At 72.9% G+C, this 18,188-nt stretch carries 21 protein-coding genes; 18 read left to right on the top strand and 3 right to left on the bottom strand.

Annotation, left to right across the window (positions count from 1 at the left end; genetic code table 11):
• Nucleotides 1–190: 190 nt before the first annotated feature.
• From OO47_RS22390 to OO47_RS35320, 10 genes are all read left to right on the top strand, one after another.
• Complete coding sequence (locus OO47_RS22390; RefSeq protein ID WP_078489817.1) at nucleotides 191–1,210, top strand: sugar ABC transporter substrate-binding protein; 1,020 nt, start codon at nucleotides 191–193, stop codon at nucleotides 1,208–1,210.
• On the top strand, nucleotides 1,207–2,259 hold the full coding sequence (locus OO47_RS22385; protein ID WP_030218498.1) for an ABC transporter permease: 1,053 nt from the start codon (nucleotides 1,207–1,209) through the stop codon (nucleotides 2,257–2,259). The genes OO47_RS22390 and OO47_RS22385 overlap by 4 nt, the downstream gene beginning before the upstream one ends.
• 14 nt (nucleotides 2,260–2,273) lie before the next feature.
• On the top strand, nucleotides 2,274–3,068 hold the full coding sequence (locus OO47_RS22380; RefSeq protein WP_030218495.1) for an ATP-binding cassette domain-containing protein: 795 nt from the start codon (nucleotides 2,274–2,276) through the stop codon (nucleotides 3,066–3,068).
• A gap of 57 nt (nucleotides 3,069–3,125) precedes the next feature.
• The gene (locus tag OO47_RS22375) at nucleotides 3,126–4,301 is read left to right on the top strand and encodes an ROK family glucokinase (RefSeq protein WP_030218493.1); all 1,176 of its coding nucleotides are present in this window, start codon (nucleotides 3,126–3,128) and stop codon (nucleotides 4,299–4,301) included.
• A gap of 44 nt (nucleotides 4,302–4,345) precedes the next feature.
• The gene (locus OO47_RS22370; protein WP_051716216.1) at nucleotides 4,346–4,876 is read left to right on the top strand and encodes a hypothetical protein; all 531 of its coding nucleotides are present in this window, start codon (nucleotides 4,346–4,348) and stop codon (nucleotides 4,874–4,876) included.
• 56 nt (nucleotides 4,877–4,932) lie between these two features.
• Nucleotides 4,933–5,556 (top strand): LOG family protein, encoded by a 624-nt coding sequence (locus OO47_RS22365; RefSeq protein WP_234323264.1) that lies wholly within the window; start codon nucleotides 4,933–4,935, stop codon nucleotides 5,554–5,556.
• 162 nt (nucleotides 5,557–5,718) lie between these two features.
• Complete coding sequence (locus tag OO47_RS38635) at nucleotides 5,719–5,931, top strand: hypothetical protein (protein ID WP_030218483.1); 213 nt, start codon at nucleotides 5,719–5,721, stop codon at nucleotides 5,929–5,931.
• Nucleotides 5,932–6,030: 99 nt separating this feature from the next.
• Nucleotides 6,031–6,705 (top strand): hypothetical protein, encoded by a 675-nt coding sequence (locus OO47_RS22355; protein ID WP_030218481.1) that lies wholly within the window; start codon nucleotides 6,031–6,033, stop codon nucleotides 6,703–6,705.
• Nucleotides 6,706–7,041: 336 nt separating this feature from the next.
• Entirely contained in the window at nucleotides 7,042–7,833 is a 792-nt protein-coding gene (locus OO47_RS22350; RefSeq protein WP_030218478.1) for a peptidoglycan-binding protein, read from the top strand.
• Entirely contained in the window at nucleotides 7,830–8,735 is a 906-nt protein-coding gene (locus tag OO47_RS35320) for a helix-turn-helix domain-containing protein (RefSeq protein ID WP_051716214.1), read from the top strand. The genes OO47_RS22350 and OO47_RS35320 overlap by 4 nt, the downstream gene beginning before the upstream one ends.
• Before the next feature lie 162 nt (nucleotides 8,736–8,897).
• Here the strand turns inward: OO47_RS35320 and OO47_RS22340 are convergent, their stop codons facing one another.
• Nucleotides 8,898–9,341 (bottom strand): peptidoglycan-binding domain-containing protein, encoded by a 444-nt coding sequence (locus OO47_RS22340; RefSeq protein WP_030218471.1) that lies wholly within the window; start codon nucleotides 9,339–9,341, stop codon nucleotides 8,898–8,900.
• Between the two features lie 84 nt (nucleotides 9,342–9,425).
• Nucleotides 9,426–9,833: a hypothetical protein gene (locus tag OO47_RS22335; RefSeq protein ID WP_158708687.1), complete on the bottom strand. Its 408-nt coding sequence runs from the start codon at nucleotides 9,831–9,833 to the stop codon at nucleotides 9,426–9,428.
• A 239-nt stretch (nucleotides 9,834–10,072) separates the two neighbouring features.
• On the opposite strand from OO47_RS22335, the gene pcaDC reads away from it, so the two are divergent.
• From pcaDC to OO47_RS22295, 8 genes are all read left to right on the top strand, one after another.
• Nucleotides 10,073–11,332, top strand: coding sequence for a bifunctional 3-oxoadipate enol-lactonase/4-carboxymuconolactone decarboxylase PcaDC (gene pcaDC, locus OO47_RS22330; protein WP_030218466.1), 1,260 nt, complete (start codon nucleotides 10,073–10,075; stop codon nucleotides 11,330–11,332).
• 9 nt (nucleotides 11,333–11,341) lie between these two features.
• On the top strand, nucleotides 11,342–11,974 hold the full coding sequence (locus OO47_RS22325; protein ID WP_030218462.1) for an MBL fold metallo-hydrolase: 633 nt from the start codon (nucleotides 11,342–11,344) through the stop codon (nucleotides 11,972–11,974).
• 46 nt (nucleotides 11,975–12,020) lie between these two features.
• The gene (locus OO47_RS22320; protein WP_030218459.1) at nucleotides 12,021–12,800 is read left to right on the top strand and encodes an exodeoxyribonuclease III; all 780 of its coding nucleotides are present in this window, start codon (nucleotides 12,021–12,023) and stop codon (nucleotides 12,798–12,800) included.
• An 85-nt stretch (nucleotides 12,801–12,885) separates the two neighbouring features.
• Nucleotides 12,886–13,329, top strand: coding sequence for a DUF6278 family protein (locus tag OO47_RS22315; protein WP_030218456.1), 444 nt, complete (start codon nucleotides 12,886–12,888; stop codon nucleotides 13,327–13,329).
• Nucleotides 13,330–13,532: 203 nt separating this feature from the next.
• Nucleotides 13,533–14,129 (top strand): amino acid ABC transporter ATP-binding protein, encoded by a 597-nt coding sequence (locus tag OO47_RS22310; protein ID WP_033209953.1) that lies wholly within the window; start codon nucleotides 13,533–13,535, stop codon nucleotides 14,127–14,129.
• Nucleotides 14,130–14,142: 13 nt separating this feature from the next.
• Nucleotides 14,143–15,060, top strand: coding sequence for a glutamate ABC transporter substrate-binding protein (locus OO47_RS22305; RefSeq protein ID WP_030218444.1), 918 nt, complete (start codon nucleotides 14,143–14,145; stop codon nucleotides 15,058–15,060).
• 19 nt (nucleotides 15,061–15,079) lie between these two features.
• Nucleotides 15,080–15,724: an amino acid ABC transporter permease gene (locus tag OO47_RS22300; protein ID WP_030218442.1), complete on the top strand. Its 645-nt coding sequence runs from the start codon at nucleotides 15,080–15,082 to the stop codon at nucleotides 15,722–15,724.
• Nucleotides 15,721–16,581, top strand: coding sequence for an amino acid ABC transporter permease (locus OO47_RS22295; RefSeq protein ID WP_030218440.1), 861 nt, complete (start codon nucleotides 15,721–15,723; stop codon nucleotides 16,579–16,581). Before OO47_RS22300 ends, OO47_RS22295 begins: the two co-directional genes overlap by 4 nt.
• 33 nt (nucleotides 16,582–16,614) lie before the next feature.
• On the opposite strand, the gene OO47_RS22290 is transcribed toward OO47_RS22295, so the two are convergent.
• Entirely contained in the window at nucleotides 16,615–18,174 is a 1,560-nt protein-coding gene (locus OO47_RS22290; RefSeq protein WP_078489815.1) for a CocE/NonD family hydrolase, read from the bottom strand.
• Nucleotides 18,175–18,188 lie beyond the last annotated feature (14 nt).

The raw sequence follows: 18,188 nt of genomic DNA, 5'->3' as shown, positions 1-18,188 counted from the left end.
GCTTCCCGCCGCCCCGGCCGTCGGCTTCCCGTCCCCCGTGCCCCGGACTACGCTCCCCCCTCGCGCCCCCGCGGCGGGCGACCCGGCGGCCCCGGCACCGGGCCCCGCGGCGAGCCGCCCGGCCCGCATGACCGATACTGCAATGCACGCCTGCAATGCGCGCAAAGGACACAAAGGAGGGCACGGCCTCGTGACCAGGCTTCGGACAGGAGGGGTACGCGCCGCCGTCGGCGCCGTGCTCGCACTCGCGCTGACCACGGCGCTCGCCGGGTGCAGCAGCACCGGCGGCAAGCGGGCGGAGGACGCCCGCAAGGCCGCGCAGGCCCAGGGCAGGGCGGCCGTCGACACCCCCCGCTGGACCTTCGCGATGGTGACCCATTCGGGCGACGGCGACACCTTCTGGGACATCGTCCAGAAGGGCGCCCAGCAGGCCGCCGTCAAGGACAACATCAACTTCCTCTACGCCCACAACGACGAGGCGCAGCAGCAGGCGCAGCTGGTCGACTCGTACATCGCCAAGGGCGTCGACGGCCTGATCGTCACCCTCGCCAAGCCCGACGCCATGAAGGCCGCCGTCGAGAAGGCCGTCAGGGCCGGCATCCCGGTGATCACCGTGAACTCCGGCGCCGAGCAGTCCAAGGCCTACGGCGCCCTCACCCACATCGGTCAGGACGAGACCGTCGCCGGCGAGGCCGTCGGCGAGGAACTCGACAAGCGCGGGAGGAAGAAGGCGCTCTGCGTCCTGCACGAGCAGGGCAACGTCGGCCACGAGCAGCGCTGCGCCGGAGCGAAGAAGACCTTCGGCGGCGAACTCGTCAACCTGTACGTCGACGGCACCAACATGCCCGACGTGAAGGCCTCCATCGAGGCCAAGCTCCAGGCCGACAAGGGCATCGACGCCGTCGTCACCCTCGGCGCCCCCTTCGCCGACACCGCCGTCCAGGCCGCGAAGAGCGCCGGCAGCAAGGCCGAGATCGACACCTTCGACCTCAACGCCAAGGTCGCCACCGCCCTCAAGGCCGGCACCCTCGGCTTCGCCGTCGACCAGCAGCCCTACCTCCAGGGGTACGAGGCCGTCGACCTGCTCTGGCTCTACCGCTACAACGCCGACGTCCTCGGCGGCGGCAAGCCGGTCCTCACCGGCCCCCAGATCATCACCGGGGAGAACGCCGCCGACCTCGTCGCCTACGCGGATCGGGGCACCCGATGAGCTCCACCGCCCCGCCGTCGGGCATCGACCACGTCGACGAACGCCTCCTGCGCACCACCCCGCTGAAGAAGCTCCTCGCCCGCCCCGAACTGGGCTCGGTCGTCGGCGCCGCCGCCGTCTTCGTCTTCTTCGCGGTCTTCGCCGACAGCTTCCTGCGCGCCTCCAGCCTCGGCACCGTCCTCTACGCGGCCTCCACCATCGGCATCATGGCCGTCCCCGTCGCCCTCCTGATGATCGGCGGCGAGTTCGACCTCTCCGCCGGCGTCATGGTCACCAGCTCCGCGCTCGTCTCCTCGATGTTCAGCTACCAGATGACGGCGAACGTCTGGGTCGGCGTCGGCGTCTCGCTGCTCGTCACCCTGGCGATCGGCGTCTTCAACGGCGTCATGCTGACCCGCACCAAGCTGCCCAGCTTCATCATCACGCTCGGCACCTTCCTCATGCTGACCGGTCTGAACCTGGGCCTCACCAAGCTGATCAGCGGCACCGTCTCCACCAAGACCATCGCCGACATGGAGGGCTTCCCCTCCGCCCGGAAGCTCTTCGCCTCGCAGCTCACCCTCGGCGGGGTCGAGTTCAAGGTCACCATCCTGTGGTGGTTCGGCCTGGTCGCGCTCGCCACCTGGATCCTGCTCCGCACCCGCTTCGGCAACTGGATCTTCGCGGTCGGCGGCGGCGCCGAAGCGGCCCGTGCGGTCGGCGTCCCCGTCCGCCGCACCAAGATCGGCCTCTACGCGGGCGTGGCCCTCTGCGCCTGGATCTCCGGCCAGCACCTGCTCTTCTCCTTCGACGTCGTCCAGTCGGGCGAGGGCGTCGGCAACGAGCTGATCTACATCATCGCGGCCGTCATCGGCGGCTGCCTGATCACCGGCGGGTACGGCTCGGCCATCGGCTCCGCGGTCGGCGCCCTCATCTTCGGCATGACCAGCAAGGGCATCGTGTACGCCGAGTGGAACCCGGACTGGTTCAAGTTCTTCCTGGGCGCGATGCTGCTGCTCGCCACGCTCCTGAACGCCTGGATCCGCAAGCGCGTGGAGGCCACCAAGTGACGACCGGCACCTCTGTGACGACCGCGACCGCGCCCCTCGTCGAGCTGGACGACGTCAGCAAGTACTACGGCAACATCCGCGCCCTCGAAGGGGTCTCCCTGGAGGTCCGCGCGGGCGAGATCACCTGCGTCCTCGGCGACAACGGCGCCGGCAAGTCCACCCTCATCAAGATCGTCGCCGGGCTGCACCGGCACGACGCCGGGACCTTCCGCATCGAGGGCGAGGAGGTCGCGCTCGCCAATCCGCGCGACGCCCTCGACCGGGGCATCGCCACCGTCTACCAGGACCTCGCCGTCGTCCCGCTCATGCCGGTCTGGCGGAACTTCTTCCTCGGCTCCGAGCCGACGAAGGGCAAGGGCCCCCTCAAGCGGCTCGACGCCGGGCTCATGCGGACCACCACCCGCGAGGCCCTGCTCCGCATGGGCATCGACCTGCGCGACGTCGACCAGCCCATCGGCACCCTCTCCGGCGGCGAGCGCCAGTGCGTCGCGATCGCCCGCGCCGTCCACTTCGGCGCCAAGGTCCTCGTCCTGGACGAGCCGACCGCCGCCCTCGGCGTCAAGCAGTCCGGGGTCGTCCTGAAGTACGTGGCTGCCGCCCGCGACCAGGGCCTCGGCGTGGTCCTCATCACCCACAACCCCCACCACGCCCACCTCGTCGGCGACCGCTTCGTCCTCCTCAAGCGGGGCGTCATGGCCGGCAGCCACACCAAGGACTCCGTCACCCTGGACGAGTTGACCCGGCAGATGGCCGGCGGCAGCGAACTGGAGGACCTGCGCCACGAGCTGGAGCGCCCCTCCGCGACGTGACGCGGCCCTCCACGACGTCACGGCCCCCGTGGGGCCCACCTGGCAGAATCGGAGCCGATGAGTACCTACCGTGACCTCGCCCACCGCGGCTCCGCCCGCGGCACCGTGCTGCGGACCGTGGGGACCCGGGAACGGCGCTCCCACCTGACGGCCCCCCGGGTGCCGACCGTCGGCATCGACATCGGCGGCACGAAGGTGATGGCCGGAGTGGTCGACGCCGACGGCAACATCCTGGAGAAGATCCGCACGGAGACCCCGGACAAGTCCAAGAGCCCCAAGGTGGTCGAGGACACCATCGTGGAACTGGTCCTGGACCTCTCCGACCGGCACGACGTGCACGCCGTCGGCATCGGCGCGGCCGGCTGGGTCGACGCCGACCGCGCCCGGGTCCTCTTCGCCCCCCACCTGGCCTGGCGCAACGAGCCCCTGCGCGACTCCCTCCAGGGCCGCCTCGCCGTCCCCGTCATGGTCGACAACGACGCCAACACCGCCGCCTGGGCCGAGTGGCGCTTCGGCGCCGGCCGCGGCGAGGACCACCTCGTCATGATCACCCTCGGCACCGGCATCGGCGGCGCCATCCTGGAGGACGGCCAGGTCAAGCGGGGCAAGTACGGCGTCGCGGGCGAGTTCGGCCACATGCAGGTCGTCCCCGGCGGCCACCGCTGCCCCTGCGGCAACCGCGGCTGCTGGGAGCAGTACAGCTCGGGCAACGCGCTGGTCCGCGAGGCCCGCGAGCTGGCCGCCGCCGACTCCCCGGTCGCGTACAACATCATCGAGCGGGTCAAGGGGCACGTCCCCGACATCACGGGACCGCTCATCACCGAGCTCGCCCGCGAGGGCGACGCCATGTGCGTCGAGCTGTTCCAGGACATCGGCCAGTGGCTCGGCGTCGGCATCGCCAACCTCGCCGCCGCCCTCGACCCCTCCTGCTTCGTCATCGGCGGGGGCGTCTCCGCCGCCGACGACCTCCTCATCGGCCCCGCCCGGGACTCCTTCCGCCGCCACCTCACCGGCCGCGGCTACCGCCCCGAGGCCCGGCTCGTCCGCGCCCGGCTCGGCCCCGAGGCCGGCATGGTCGGTGCCGCCGACCTCGCCCGGCTCGTCGCCCGCCGCTTCCGCCGTGCCAACCGGCGCCGCGTCGAGCGGTACGAACGGTACGAGCGCTACGCCCAGGCCCTGCGCAGCGGCACCTCCGGCCGGGCCGCCCGCACCCCCGAGGACCCGCCCGCATGATCCCGACCGCCCCTCCCCGCCCGCCCCGTCCGACCCGGGAGAGGATGCCCGAGGACCGCCGGCACATGATCCGCCGCCGCTGGCTGACGGCCGTCATCATCGTGCTGCTCGTCGGCATCCCCGCCGGCTACCTCGTCATCTCCGCCGGGCAGAGCCGCGACAGCGGCCGCGACAAGGAGCGCGAGTCCTCGGTGGTCGGCCTCCAGGACAACTGGCCCTCCCTGATGAAGCGCCGGGTCTTCGAGGTCCCGATCCCCGCCGGGTCCTGGGAGGTCGCCTACTACGAGACCAGCAACTGGAAGACCAGCAGGCTGTACGTCCGGTTCTCGACCACCGCCGCAGGCCTCGACGCCTTCCTCGCCGAGTCCGGAGCCGCCCGCTCCCGGCTCACCCCGGGCCGGATCACCATCGGCGAACGCGACCGCTCCATCGCCGCCTGGACCTTCCCGGACGGCCCCGCCTGGTCGGGCACCACCGTCACCCGCGAGGAGCCCCGTCCGACCACGGACATCACGGTCGACCTCACGGAACCGGCCTTCCCCCGGGTGTACGTGGTCTCCACGACGAGCCCCTGAGCCGGGGGAGCGCCCCCGCCACACCCCGGAAGCCCCTGGTCGGAGCGGAGATCCCCGTGGTAGACCGGACCGTCGTCCGCCCACCGCAGCCGCCCCGGAAGGTCCCCATGCGCCGCCTCGCCGTCTTCCTCGCCTCCTCCCACGGGCACGACCCGGCGTACGCCGAACTCGCCGCCGCCGTCGGCACCGACCTGGCCCGGCGCGGGATCGGCCTCGTCTACGGCGGCGGCCGTACGGGCCTGATGGGCGTCCTGGCGGACGCGGCCCTGAAGGCGGGCGGCGAGGTCGTCGGCGTCATCCCGCGCAGCATGATCGAACGGGAGTGGGCGCACGAGGGGGTGACGGAGCTGGTCGTCTGCGACACCATGCACGAGCGCAAGGCGATCATGGCCGACCGCGCGGACGCCTTCGCCGCCCTGCCCGGCGGCCTCGGGACCCTGGAGGAGATCTTCGAGGTGTGGTCGTGGCGCCAGCTCGGCTTCCACGCCAAGCCCGTCGGCCTCCTCGACGCCGGGGGCTTCTGGACCCCGCTGCTCGCCGCCCTGCGCTCCATCTCGGCCACGGGGCTCCTCGCCGCCCCCACCCTGGACGACCTTGCCGTCGCCCCCGACCTGCCCGGCCTCCTGGAGGCGCTGGAGGAACGGTTGCGCGACACCCACCGGCCCGCGCACGGCGCATAGGAGGTACGGGGCCCGGCCCGAGCCCCGTGCACCCTGCCGCAGGGCCGTCCTCCCTCGGCGCTCCGGTGGCGGCGGGACCGGACGCGGAAGTCCGCCTCGCTGCCGAGCGTCCTGCGGAGGCGTGCCGGGCTCGGCCGGGAGGAGCTCGCGCACCGGGCCGGGGTGAGCGTGCGCGCGCCGGCCGGCATGGAGCTCGGGCGGACCCGGGGCCCGCAGCGCCGCACGGTGGCCGCCCTGATGACGGCGCTCGCGCCCGCCGGGGCGGAGGCCCGTACGACACTGGAGGCCGCCCGCCGCGGCCTCGGCGAGCAGAACCACCCCCGACGGGCGGAAGCCGACCGGGAACTGACGGACACCACCGCCCCCGGCGCCTGATTCGGCGTCCGACCGCGCCCGACCGCACCGCGCCCGCGGCCGGATGATCAAGAAGTGTCGCGAAGGCTTTAAGCTACTCGTCGGTAAAGGAGGAGTTCCGTGCATGACCCCGAAGTGCAGCACGAGTGGGTGGGCTTCGACTTCGGCGCGACCGCGCTGGGCTCCTCCTTCCACCGCGACTGGAGCGACTACGCCGACGACGCGCTGGACCACATCGCCCGGCGGTACGGCTCGGAGGGCGATCCGGCCCCCCTCCTGCTGCTCGTCGAAGACCTCCTCCGGCTGCGGGACTCCGGCCTCGGAGGCGAGGAGATCGCGCTGCTGTGGGAGGCCACGGACATGTCGCTCGGCGCGCCGGGAATCCCGGGCGAGGAGCGCGAGTGGCTGGAGGAGGTGCTGTCCTTCGTCGTCCCCGTCGCGCGGTCGCGCGGCGCCTCGGCCTTCTCCTGCTCGGTCTTCCCGGCGTGCGCGCCCGACGGCACCTCGCCGACGGCGATCGAGCACCGGAGGCTGGCGGCGGACGTGGTGGAGCTGGCCGGGACGCTCGACCAACCGCGGGCCTGGAGCCACGTGCCGCCGGCGGCGATGCGGGGCGCACTGGTCCGCTGCGCGGAGGAGGTCTGCGCGGAACTGGCGTTCCGCTTCCTGTTGCACGCCGCGCACGGGTACTGGTCGCGGCTGGCGCCGGAGACGTACGACCGGCTGGAACGCCTCGGCACGGCGTTCGGACACGGCCCGCACGTGGTCGACGCGATCCGTCACCTCGTGGACTGACCGACCGGTCCGAGGAGTCGGCGGCGCACGGGCGGAGGCCCCACCGGGGACGCGGTGACCGTGGAATCCCCGACCCACTCCGAACCCGACGTACGCCCGGCACCTGCCGCGCTCCCGCACCCGGGGCGGTCGACACGGCCGCCGGGCACGGCCGCCCCGGTCCGGGAGGTCCGGCACCCGGCCCGGGGCGACCGGCTCACCCAGCACGAGGAGACGCCGGGCCGACCGGACCGACACTGATGCGCCAAGCCTTGGCCGAAACTTTCGAAGGCTCTCCCGCGCTGCCCGGGTGCCCCAGAATCGAAGGCACCGACAGGACGCATCGGGGGGATCCGTATGTCGCGATGGAAGGAACTGCCGGCGGACCTGGAGAGCAGTGAACGCCGGCTGCTCGCCTGGCTGCGCAGGCTGAAGGACCACAGCGGCCTCAGCCTCGCCGCCCTGGCCGCCCGGACCAGCTACAGCCGCTCCTCGTGGGAGCGGTACCTGAACGGGAAGAAGCCCGTGCCGCGCCGGGCGGTCGAGGAACTGGCCCGGGAGTGCGGCACGGAGCCCACGCGGCTCGTCGTGCTGTACGAAGTCGTCGAACGGGCCCGCGCCAGGACGCCCGCCCCCGTGGAGCCGCAACCCGCGCCACCGGAGGCGGAGGAGAAGACCGGGGCGGCAGGGGACGGGCAGGCCGGGGCGGAGCGGGCGTCCGCGCCGGCGCGGGCCGTCCCCCTGCCCCGGGCGCTGCTCGCGGTGGCCCTCGCCGCCGTCGTGGCCTTCGGCGCAGGGCTGCTGACGGCCGGGGTCTGGGACGGCGGGGACGCGGAGGCGGCGAAGGGCGTCGTGGCCGGGAGCGGGTACCTGCGCGGTCAGACGTACGCCTGCGAGACGCGGCGCGAGGACGGCGCGCTGCGGGCGGGGCACAGCGACACCCGCGAGATGCTGCTCGACATCAACAGCACGGGCTTCGACGTGGTGGAGGCCCAGTGCCTCCTGCACGCGAAGGGCTTCGGACCCGGCGCCTTCGACGGGCTGTACGACGAGCGGACCAAGGGGGCGGTCAAGGACTTCCAGCGCAGCCGCCGCCTGGTCGCCGACGGCATCGTCGGCCCCGACACCTGGGGGGAGCTGCGCCGATGAGCGGCTCCGCGGCCGAGCAGCTGGCGGAGGAGCTCCGGGAGGGCCGGAAGCGGTCCGGACTGAGCCTGGCCGCGCTCGCGGCCCGCACCCCCTACAGCAAGTCGTCGTGGGAGCGGTACCTCAACGGCCGGAAGCCCGCTCCCCGCCGGGCCGTCGAGGCGCTGTGCGCGCTGACCGGCGAGCCGGCCGGGCGGATGCTGGCGCTCTGGGAACTGGCGGACGCCGAGTGGAGCGACCGGTCACGGGCCGAGCCCGGGCCCGCCCCGGCGATCGTACGATCCGCCCCGGCGACCATACGGCCCGCCCCGGCGACCATACGGCCCGACCCGACGACCGTACGCCCCGACCCGGCGACCGTACGATCCGCCGCGCCCGTCCCGCTCGCGCACACCGCCCCGGGGGGTGCTCCTCGCGTCGCCGTCCGCCGGTGGCCGGTGGCCGTCACGGTCGCCGGGGCCGCGGCGGTCGTGGCGGTCGCCCTGGGGGTCCCCCTCCCGGGCGGCGCCGGGTCCGAGGAGCGGCCGGGGGCCGTGGTGGAGTCGCCGGTGCGCAACCCGGGCTGCCGGGGCGGTACGTGCGAGGGCCGGAACCCCAGGGACATGGGCTGCGGCGGGGCCGGCATGATCACCACCCTCGCCACCCGCACCACCACCGACGGCCGGCGCCTCGAACTGCGGCACGCCGAGCTCTGCCGCGCCGTGTGGGTGCGGGCCACCGGCCTGGAGACGGGCGAACGGGTCAGACTGACACTGCCGACCGGGCAGACCCAGCAGGTCGTGGCCGAGGGGCACAGCGCGGACGGCCGGTACCTGTCGACGCCGATGTCCGCCGGCGACGGCGGCCGGGGAGCCACGTTCTGCCTGGAGCGGCCGGACGGCCGCTCCGAGTGCTTCGAGGGCTGAGCGGGCCGGGACGCGCGTGCGCACCGGAGGAGCCGTGGCCCTCCGGTGCGCACGGGGTGCTCCGCGACCGCTCGCGGGTCCGGTCACCGACCGGTCAGGAGCCGGTCGGGTGCGGACGGGCCCTCGGGCCGGGAGCCCGGGAGCGGGGCAGGAGTCGCCGGCTCAGGAGTTGCAGTACCGCTTGAGGGCGGCCCTGGTGCCCTCCCCGGCGTCGCCGTCGATGTCCCCGGTGTAGCCCCAGTTGGCCTTCAGCCAGCGCTGGAGCGCCTTCACCGTGTTGGGCCCGACGGCGCCGTCGATCCTGTCGTTGTAGCCCCAGTGGGCCCGCAGGAAGCGCTGCATCGCCTTCCAGCTCTCGGTGCCCAGCTGGCCGTCGATGGCTCCGGTGTAGCCCCAGTTGGCCTTCAGGTCGCGCTGGAGCTTCTTGGCCTGCGTCGAGTTGAGGCCCAGGTTCTCCACCGCGAGCACGGTGACGGACTCGGCGGACGCGACCGGCTGGGCGGCCCGTTCGGTCGCGGCGAAACCGGTGCCCGCGGTCGCCAGGCCTCCGCCGGCGAAGGCGATCACGGTGGCGACGCCGACGAACATCTTGGTCATGGTGCGCATGGTGCTTCCCTCTCGCTCGTGGATCCGACCGTGCCGGCCGGTTCGGCAGCAAGACTGCGGGGCCGGGACGAGGGGCCGCCACCGTCACCGGAGAAGTGACGCGAGCGTGGGACGTCCCACGCGCCGACCTGCGGGGACGCGGCGCGCGATGGCGGGCCGGTGGGACGCTGGGACGCCCGCGCGGCGGCCCGGCGGGGTGGGCCGGAGGGGTGCGGGCCGGGCTCCGGAGACGGTCTCGGGCGTCGCGGCGAGCCGGGAGGGGCCCCGGAGCGGACGCCGACGGCTCCGGTCGTGCCGCCAGAAGACGGCGCCGATGAGGCCTCCTGCGACGGCGGCGGCCGCAGCACCGAGGCCGGCGATGACGGCGGCCTTGCAGGTGGTGACGTAGCCCGCACCGGTGTCCATCGCACCGGCCAGCACGTCCATGGCGTCGGCGAGGTGCTTCATGTCCTGACCGGAGACCTTGCCCCAGCGCTGCCTGAAGGTATCCACCGCCATGCCCTTGCTGCGGCCGGCCAGAACGTTGCTGCACGCCTTGTTGGGGTCCCGCCGGAATCCCCCGGTGTTCCGCTACCTCGAGCAGTGGCGCGGCACGGTCGCCCGCTACGGACAAGGTCCGTGAGACCTCGGTGGGGCGGCCGGTTCCACGCCCGGCACCCGGCCGGGGGGCGGGACCCGCTAGGTTCGACCCGGCGATGTGAGAGACCGTGAGAGATGAGAGGGTCTAGCGGGTGAGCGAGACACCACCGAACACCCTGCAGTACCGCGTCGACGGGCGGGAGGACGCCCCGGTCCTGGTCCTGGGACCCTCCCTGGGGACCACGTTCCACATGTGGGACCGGCAGATCCCCGAACTCGCGCGGGACTGGCGGATCGTACGCTTCGACCTCCCCGGGCACGGCGGCGCGCCCGCGCAGCCCTTCGGCTCCGTGGCCGAGCTGGGGGACCGGCTGCTCGCCACCCTCGACGCGCTCGGGGTCCAGCGCTTCGGCTACGCGGGCTGCTCCCTCGGCGGGGCCGTCGGCCTCGACCTCGTACTGCGGGCGCCCCACCGGGTCGCCTCGCTCGCCCTGGTCGCCGCCTCGCCCCGGTTCGGCACCGCCGACGAGTTCCGGCAGCGGGGCGTCATCGTGCGGGCCAACGGCCTGGAGCCGATGGCCCGCACCGCCCCCGAGCAGTGGTTCACCCCGCTCTTCGCCGGCGCGCAGCCCGCCATCGTCGACTGGGCCGTGCAGATGGTCCGTACGACCGACCCCGCCTGCTACATCGCCGCCTGCGAGGCCCTCGCCGTCTTCGACGTCCGCGAGGCCCTCGACCGCGTCGGCGTCCCCACGCTCGTGCTCGTCGGCTCCGAGGACCAGGTCACCGGGCCCGCCGAGGCCCGCACCCTGGTCGCCGGCATCGCCGACGCCCGGCTCGCCGTCGTCCCCGGGGCCTCCCACCTGGCCCCCGTCGAGCAGCCCGCCGCCGTCACCGACCTGCTCCTCGACCACTTCGCCGGGACGGTCCAGGACACCAGCGGCGCCCTGACCGTGCCGCCGCTCCCCGCCGGCCCCGCGCCCGCCGCCGAGCCCGCGGCCCCCGCCCCGGCCGCCGAGCCCGCCGGGGACGCGCGCCCCGACCCGTACGAGAAGGGGCTCGGGCTGCGCCGCGAGGTGCTCGGCGACGCGCACGTGGACCGGGCCCTCGCCGAGGACCCCGACGGGACCCTCCAGGGGCTCGTCAACCGCTACGAGTGGGGCGAGGTCTGGAGCCGCGAGGGCCTCGACCGGCGCACCCGCAGCGCCGTCACCCTCACGGCCCTCCTCGCCGGGGGCCACCGGGAGGCCCTCGCCGACCACACCCGGGCCGCCCTCCGCAACGGCCTCTCGCCCGACGAGATCCGCGAGATCGTGCTCCACGCGGGCGCGTACTGCGGCCTCCCGGCCGCCGAGGCCGCCCTGCGCGTCGTCACCCGCGTCATCGCGGAGGAGACCACGCCCCCGGCGTAGCCTGGCGGTGTGAAGCTGACGAAGAAGTCCCACGCCTGCGTCCGCCTCGAAAAGGACGGAAGGACGCTCGTCCTCGACCCCGGCGGGTTCACCGAGGAGGACGCGGCCCTCGGGGCCGACGCGCTGCTCGTCACCCACGAGCACCCCGACCACTTCGACGAGGGGCGGCTGCGGGCCGCCCTGGAGGCGAATCCGGCCGCCGAGATCTGGACGCTGCGCAGCGTCGCCGAACGGATCTCGGCGGCCTTCCCCGGCCGGGTGCACACCGTCGGCCACGGCGACGCCTTCACGGCCGCCGGGTTCGACGTCCAGGTCCACGGCGAGCTGCACGCGGTGATCCACCCGGACATCCCGCGCGTCACCAACGTGGGCTACCTGGTCGACGGCTCCGTCTTCCACCCCGGCGACGCGCTCACCGTGCCCGACCACCCCGTCGACACCCTGCTGCTGCCCGTCATGGCCCCCTGGAACAAGATCTCCGAGGTCATCGACTACGTGCGCGAGCTGAAGCCGCGCCGGGCGTACGACATCCACGACGCCCTGCTCACCGACCTCGCCCGACCCATTTACGACCGCCAGATCGGGGAGCTGGGCGGCACCGACCACGCCCGGCTCGCCCCCGGCGACTCCACCGGGGTCTGAGCGCCGGGACCCGCCGTTGTCGGTGCCCGCCAGTAGGCTGGCGTCCATGCGCATCGCCACCTGGAACGTCAACTCGATCACCGCCCGGCTGCCCCGTCTCCTGGCCTGGCTGGAGAGCAGCGGCACCGACGTGCTGTGCATCCAGGAGACCAAGTGCACCGCCGAGCAGTTCCCCGCCGACGAGCTGTGGGAGCTGGGCTACGAGTCGGCGGTCAACGCCACGGGGCGGTGGAACGGCGTCGCGCTGCTCTCCCGGGTCGGCCTCGACGACGTGGTCACCGGCCTGCCCGGCGGCCCGGAGTACGACGGGGCGCAGGAGCCCCGGGCGGTCTCCGCGACCTGCGGCCCGGTCCGCGTCTGGTCGGTGTACGTGCCGAACGGCCGCGAGGTCGCCCACGAGCACTACGCCTACAAGCTGCGCTGGCTGGAGGCGCTCAGGGCGGCCGTCGCGCAGGACGCGGCGGGGGACCGCCCCTTCGCGGTCCTCGGCGACTACAACATCGCGCCGACCGACCAGGACGTCTGGGACATCGCCGTCTTCGAGGGCGCCACGCACGTGACGGAGCCGGAGCGGGCCGCGCTCGCGGGCCTGCGCGAGGCCGGTCTGCGCGACGTGGTCCCGCGCCCCCTCAAGTACGACCACCCCTTCACGTACTGGGACTACCGCCAGCTCGGCTTCCCGAAGAACAAGGGCATGCGCATCGACCTGGTCTACGGCAACAAGCCCTTCGCCGAGGCGGTCACGGACAGTTATGTGGACCGCGAGGAGCGCAAGGGCAAGGGCGCCTCGGACCACGCCCCCGTCGTCGTCGACCTGGACGTGTAACCGGTCCGTCCGGCGCGCGGACCGCCGGTAACGGTCTCCGCGCGCCGAGTGGTGGACCGGGAGGTGTCGGTGCGAGGCTGTTCGGATGAACATCCCGTTTCTGGACAGCTGGCGCAAGCGGCACCATCCCGGCTCCCCGGACTCCCCGCCGGACGCCGCCTTCGACCGTGCGCCGGACGGGATGGCCGAGCTCTTCGCCGAGTGCGAGCTGCTGCGCACCCGGGTCGAGGAGGCGGGAGTGGCGCTGGACGACACCCCGCGCTCCCTCCAGGAGCTCGACCAGCTGCCGCCCCGCTGGCGGGACGACCCGGAGGAGCTGCCCTGGTTCGGGAACGACGCCGGGCTCTACCTGGGCACGGTGATCGTCCGCAACGTCCCGGCCGCCCGCTGGCAGATGCGGCCCGGCGGCGGCCCGGTGGTGCAGCTCGCCTCCGGCCGGGAGATCCAGGTCGTCGAGGCCGGTCTCGACTGGGCGATGACGGGCGCGCCGCAGCTCTCCCAGGTGTACGCGGAGGCCGCCGAGTACTGACGCGTGCGGGCGCGTACACCTGTCGGCCGCCCCCCTTCCGCAGTAAATACGGCTTATCCCTGTTTCATGCGTGTCGTCCCTGAAGTCCTTTTTCCGGTGGATAGTTTGCGTGGGCCGCGGCACCCACGGGAAACGCGACACCCACGGGAAACGCGGCGTCCACGGGAAACGCGACACCGCTGAGGAATGGGGCAGGGCAGCGTATGGCCGTCGTCGATCCGCTGATCGAACTGCGTGGCGTGAACAAGCACTTCGGCACGTTGCACGTCCTCCAGTCCATCGACCTCACCGTCGGCCGCGGGGAGGTGGTCGTCGTCATCGGCCCCTCCGGCTCCGGCAAGTCCACCCTCTGCCGGGCGATCAACCGGCTGGAGAGCGTCGAGTCGGGCGAGATCCTCATCGACGGGCAGCCGCTCCCCGAGGAGGGCAAGGCGCTGGCCCGGCTGCGGGCCGAGGTCGGCATGGTCTTCCAGTCCTTCAACCTCTTCGCGCACAAGACCGTCCTCGCGAACGTCTCCCTCGCCCAGATCAAGGTCCGCAAGCGCAAGAAGGAGGACGCCGACCGGCGCTCGCGCGACGAGATGATCAACGAGGTCCTGGAGGTCATGCAGCAGCTGGCCCGGGACGGCATGACGATGGTGGTCGTGACCCACGAGATGGGCTTCGCGCGCTCCGCGGCCAACCGGGTCGTCTTCATGGCCGACGGGAGGATCGTCGAGGACCGCGCGCCGGAGGAGTTCTTCACCGCCCCGCGCAGCGAACGCGCCAAGGACTTCCTCTCCAAGATCCTCAAGCACTGACCGGACGGGAACCATGCAGCGTACGCACCGGACCCTGGCCGCGCTCGCCCTGCTGCTCGCCGCGACGGCGGCGCTCGGCGGCTGCGGCCGCGAGGGCAGCCCGCCCGTCAAGGGCCCGCAGCCCGACCGACTCCCGGTCTACCGGGTGAGATCGGACTTCACCCTGCCCGACTCCGCCACCTGGAACCGGGCGAAGAAGCGCGGCCGGCTCGTCGTAGGAGCCAAGGAGGACCAGCCCTACATGGGAGAGAAGGACCCCGCCTCCGGCCGCTACTCCGGCTTCGACATCGAGATCGCCAAGATGATGGCCGCCTCCCTCGGCTTCGACCCGGCCCGCGTCGAGTTCCGCACGATCGCCTCCGCCAACCGCGAGACCGCCCTGCAGAACGGCCAGATCGACTACTACGTGGGCACCTACACCATCAACGACAACCGCAAGAAGCTCGTCGGCTTCGCCGGGCCCTACTACCAGGCCGGCCAGTCCCTCCTGGTCCGCACCGACGAGGAGGACATCGACGGCCCCCAGGACCTGGACGGCAAGCGGGTCTGCTCGGCCGCCGGCTCCACCCCGTACCAGCGCATCGAGAAGGACCACCCGAAGGCCGAACTCGTCGCCTACGACACGTACTCCGTCTGCGTCGACAACCTGCTGACCTTCCAGGTCGACGCGGTCACCACCGACGACACGATCCTCATGGGCTACGCCGCCAAGGTCCCCGACGAGCTCAAGGTGGTCGGCAAGCCGTTCTCGAAGGAGCCGTACGGCATCGGCGTCCCGCGCGGCGACGACGCCCTGCGGTTCGCCCTGGACGACGCCGTCGCCGCCCACCAGAAGAACGGCGACTGGAAGAAGGCGTACGACGCCACCCTCGGCCTCTCCGGGGTCCCCGCCCCGCCGCCGCCCGCCATCGACCGCTACCCGACGGGCTGACCCGGAGGAGCCTTCCGACATGGACGTCCTGACCGACAACTTCTCCCTCTACGGAAAGGGGTTCCTCGGCACCGTCGAACTCACCGTCTACGCCTCGGCGCTCGCCCTCGTCCTCGGCTTCGTCATGGCCTCCTTCCGGGTCGCGCCCGTCGGCTCCTTCCGGGTCTTCGGCACGGTCTGGGTGACCGTCCTGCGCAACACCCCGCTGACCCTGCTCTTCTTCGCGGTCATGCTGGGCCTGCCCCGCTTCGGACTCGTCCTGCCCTTCGAGCTGTTCGCCGTCCTCGCCCTCGGCTGCTACACCTCGGCCTTCGTCTGCGAGGTGCTGCGCTCCGGCATCAACACCGTGCCGCGCGGCCAGGGCGAGGCGGCCCGCAGCCTGGGCATGACCTTCGCCCAGACCCTCGGCACGGTCGTCCTGCCGCAGGCCTTCCGCAGCGTCATCCCGCCCATCGGCTCGACCCTGATCGCCCTCGCCAAGAACTCGGCGATCGCGGGGGCGTTCAGCGTCACCGAACTCCTCGGCACCTACAAGACCCTGAGCGAGCTCGGCTACAACATCGTCTGGACCTTCGTCTGGATCGCCGTCGGATACCTGATCATCACCCTCACCATCAGCGCCCTCTTCCACGTCATGGAGAAGCGCTGGGGAGTCGCCCGATGACCACCGAGTCCACCGCCCTCTACGACGTCCCCGGGCCGAGCGCCCGACGGCGCCACCTCCTCTACGGCGTCGCCTCCACCGCCGTGATCCTGGCCCTGGCCGGCTGGATCCTGTACCTCCTCTTCGACACCGGGCAGTTCACCTCCGCCAAGTGGTCGCCCTTCCTCTACGAGGGCATCCAGGAGCTGCTGCTCAGGGGCCTCGGCAACACCCTGAAGGCCTTCGCCTGTGCGTCGGTCCTCTCGCTGGCCCTCGGCGCCGTCCTGGCCTGCGGCCGCCTCTCCGACCACCGCGTCCTGCGCTGGGCCTCCACCCTCTTCGTGGAGTTCTTCCGCGCGATGCCCGTCCTCGTGATGATCTTCTTCGTCTTCGTGGCGCTGAAGGTGCAGCCGCTGCCCGCCCTGGTCACCGGACTGACCCTCTACAACGGCTCCGTGCTCGCCGAGGTGTTCCGCACCGGCGTCCACTCCGTGGCGCGCGGCCAGGGCGAGGCGGCGTACGCGCTCGGCATGCGCAAGACGCAGGTGATGACGCACGTCCTGGTGCCCCAGGCCGTCCGGGCGATGCTGCCCGCCATCATCAGCCAGCTGGTGGTGGCCCTGAAGGACACCTCGCTCGGATTCCTCATCACCTACGAGGAGTTCCTGCACGCGGGCAAGCTGATCGCGTCCAACCTCGACTACGACCTGCCGTTCATCCCCGTCGTGCTCGTCATCTCTCCGATCTACATCGGGATGTGCATGCTGCTCTCCTGGTTCGCCACCTGGGTGGCCCGGCGGGAGCGCCGCGACCCGAGGGCGAAGGCCGTGGACGTCGCTCCGGCCGGAGGGGGAGGGCCGCCGCCGGGAGGGCGGTAGAGGGAGCCGCACCCGCCCGGCGGCAGCCGGAGATCACTCCTTCCGCAGCGGCACCGACACGTACGACGGGTCGGCGGCCGGGGAGGAGAAGGTCAGCTGCGCGCCGGTCGGGTTGTGCTCGATGTAGAGCGGGTCGACGGTGTCGACGACCAGCGCGAGCCGGTGCCCGGCGGGCACGTCGTACGCCGTGGAGAACAGTTCCAGGTCGACGCCGAACGGCTGCCCCGGGGTCCTGCCGTGGAAGGTGTACGGGGCGTGGGTGACCAGCTTGCCGACGCCGAGCGGGCCCACGTCGTACAGGTACGCGACGAGGGTGCCGCTCTCCTCCGTGGAGGCGACCGTGGTGTGCACCTTCACCGTGCCGCGCACCCGCTGCGGGGTGTCGTACCGCTCGGACTGCCAGACGCCGGCGAAGGCGCGGGGGAGGAGGGGCACGGAGACGACGGGCGGGGTGCGGAGGAACTGGTCCAGGGCGTTGGTGAGCAGGGTGACCCCGCCGTTGGCGCCCGAGTCGACGTTCGCCCACGCCCGCTGCGTACCGCCGAGGTCGAACTTCCTCTGGTTCGCGTGCACGGACTTCCAGTCCGGGTAGCCCTCGTAGCCGCCCGCGGACCTGGACTTGAGCTGGACGGGCTGCTCGCGGTCGATGCCGTTGTCGGCGCCCTTCAGGTAACGGTCGAACCAGCGCCGGGCGTTGGTCCAGGTGTCGTTGGGCAGCCCGAACAGACCGGTGAGTTCGGCGGTGGCGTGGTCGCCGGGGCGGAACTCCAGGCGCTTGGGCCCGGTCAGCTTCTCGTAGAAGCCCGCGTACTGGTTGGGCGGGAAGATGGTGTCGCCCCAGGCGTTGCCGAGCATGATCGCGGCGCCGTTGGCGTTGATGCGGTCGAGGTGGGTCACCGGGGAGCGCTTGCGGCCCCAGGCGATCATGTCCTCCTCCTTGGCCAGGTTGGAGGAGAGGAAGTCGCCCAGGACCTCCTCGAGTTCCGGGCCGGGGCGGCCGGTGAGGGCTCCGGCGCCGCCGAGCAGGGCGGCGGCCTGGAGGTGCTGGGTCCGGCCGCTGTAGATGGACTCGATGAGGTCGGCCCAGCCGCTGAGCGCGGCGACGGCCTTGACCCTCGGGTCGTGCGCGGCGGCGAGCAGGCTGATCCCGGCGCCGTACGAGACGCCTCCCATGCCCACCCGGTCGGGGTCGGCGGCGGTGTGGGCCAGGGCCCAGTCGATGACCTTGGAGGCGTCGGCGACGTCCTTGGGGCCCGCCGTCTCGATCTCCCCGCCGGACTGCCAGAAGCCGCGCGAGTTGTAACTCACCACGACGTAGCCGGAGTCGGCGAGCTCGCGCGCCTGGGCGAGGTACTCGATCTGGGGCATGGCCCAGCTGGTGGGCAGCACGATCAGGGGGTGGCGGGTGCCGGGGGCGGCCCCGGCGGGGGCGAGGACGTTCGCCTTGAGGACGGTGCCGCCCTCGCCCACGATGTCGACGAAGCGGATGCCGCTGGAGTCGGCGGTCTCCACGGCCTGGGCGGCGGGGGCGAGCCCGAGGGCCGTCCCGGCCACGAGCGCGGCCGAGACGGCGAGGACCAGGGATGTGCGCACGGGGCACTCCTCAC

This window comes from Streptomyces bikiniensis (genome assembly GCF_000716625.1).
Taxonomy (GTDB): Bacteria; Actinomycetota; Actinomycetes; order Streptomycetales; family Streptomycetaceae; genus Streptomyces; species Streptomyces bikiniensis.
Note: the sequence above shows the minus strand (reverse complement) of the source record. Positions and strands in the feature narration are given on the sequence as shown.

Excerpts from the sequence above, each read along its gene's own strand:
- OO47_RS22385 (WP_030218498.1), top strand. The coding sequence starts at position 1,207 with ATGAGCTCCACCGCCCCGCCGTCGGGCATCGACCACGTCGACGAACGC.
- OO47_RS22375 (WP_030218493.1), top strand. The coding sequence starts at position 3,126 with ATGAGTACCTACCGTGACCTCGCCCACCGCGGCTCCGCCCGCGGCACC.
- OO47_RS22370 (WP_051716216.1), top strand. The coding sequence starts at position 4,346 with ATGCCCGAGGACCGCCGGCACATGATCCGCCGCCGCTGGCTGACGGCC.
- OO47_RS22350 (WP_030218478.1), top strand. The coding sequence starts at position 7,042 with ATGTCGCGATGGAAGGAACTGCCGGCGGACCTGGAGAGCAGTGAACGC.
- OO47_RS35320 (WP_051716214.1), top strand. The coding sequence starts at position 7,830 with ATGAGCGGCTCCGCGGCCGAGCAGCTGGCGGAGGAGCTCCGGGAGGGC.
- OO47_RS22340 (WP_030218471.1), bottom strand. The coding sequence starts at position 9,341 with ATGCGCACCATGACCAAGATGTTCGTCGGCGTCGCCACCGTGATCGCC.
- OO47_RS22320 (WP_030218459.1), top strand. The coding sequence starts at position 12,021 with ATGCGCATCGCCACCTGGAACGTCAACTCGATCACCGCCCGGCTGCCC.
- OO47_RS22315 (WP_030218456.1), top strand. The coding sequence starts at position 12,886 with ATGAACATCCCGTTTCTGGACAGCTGGCGCAAGCGGCACCATCCCGGC.
- OO47_RS22310 (WP_033209953.1), top strand. The coding sequence starts at position 13,533 with ATGGCCGTCGTCGATCCGCTGATCGAACTGCGTGGCGTGAACAAGCAC.
- OO47_RS22305 (WP_030218444.1), top strand. The coding sequence starts at position 14,143 with ATGCAGCGTACGCACCGGACCCTGGCCGCGCTCGCCCTGCTGCTCGCC.
- OO47_RS22300 (WP_030218442.1), top strand. The coding sequence starts at position 15,080 with ATGGACGTCCTGACCGACAACTTCTCCCTCTACGGAAAGGGGTTCCTC.
- OO47_RS22295 (WP_030218440.1), top strand. The coding sequence starts at position 15,721 with ATGACCACCGAGTCCACCGCCCTCTACGACGTCCCCGGGCCGAGCGCC.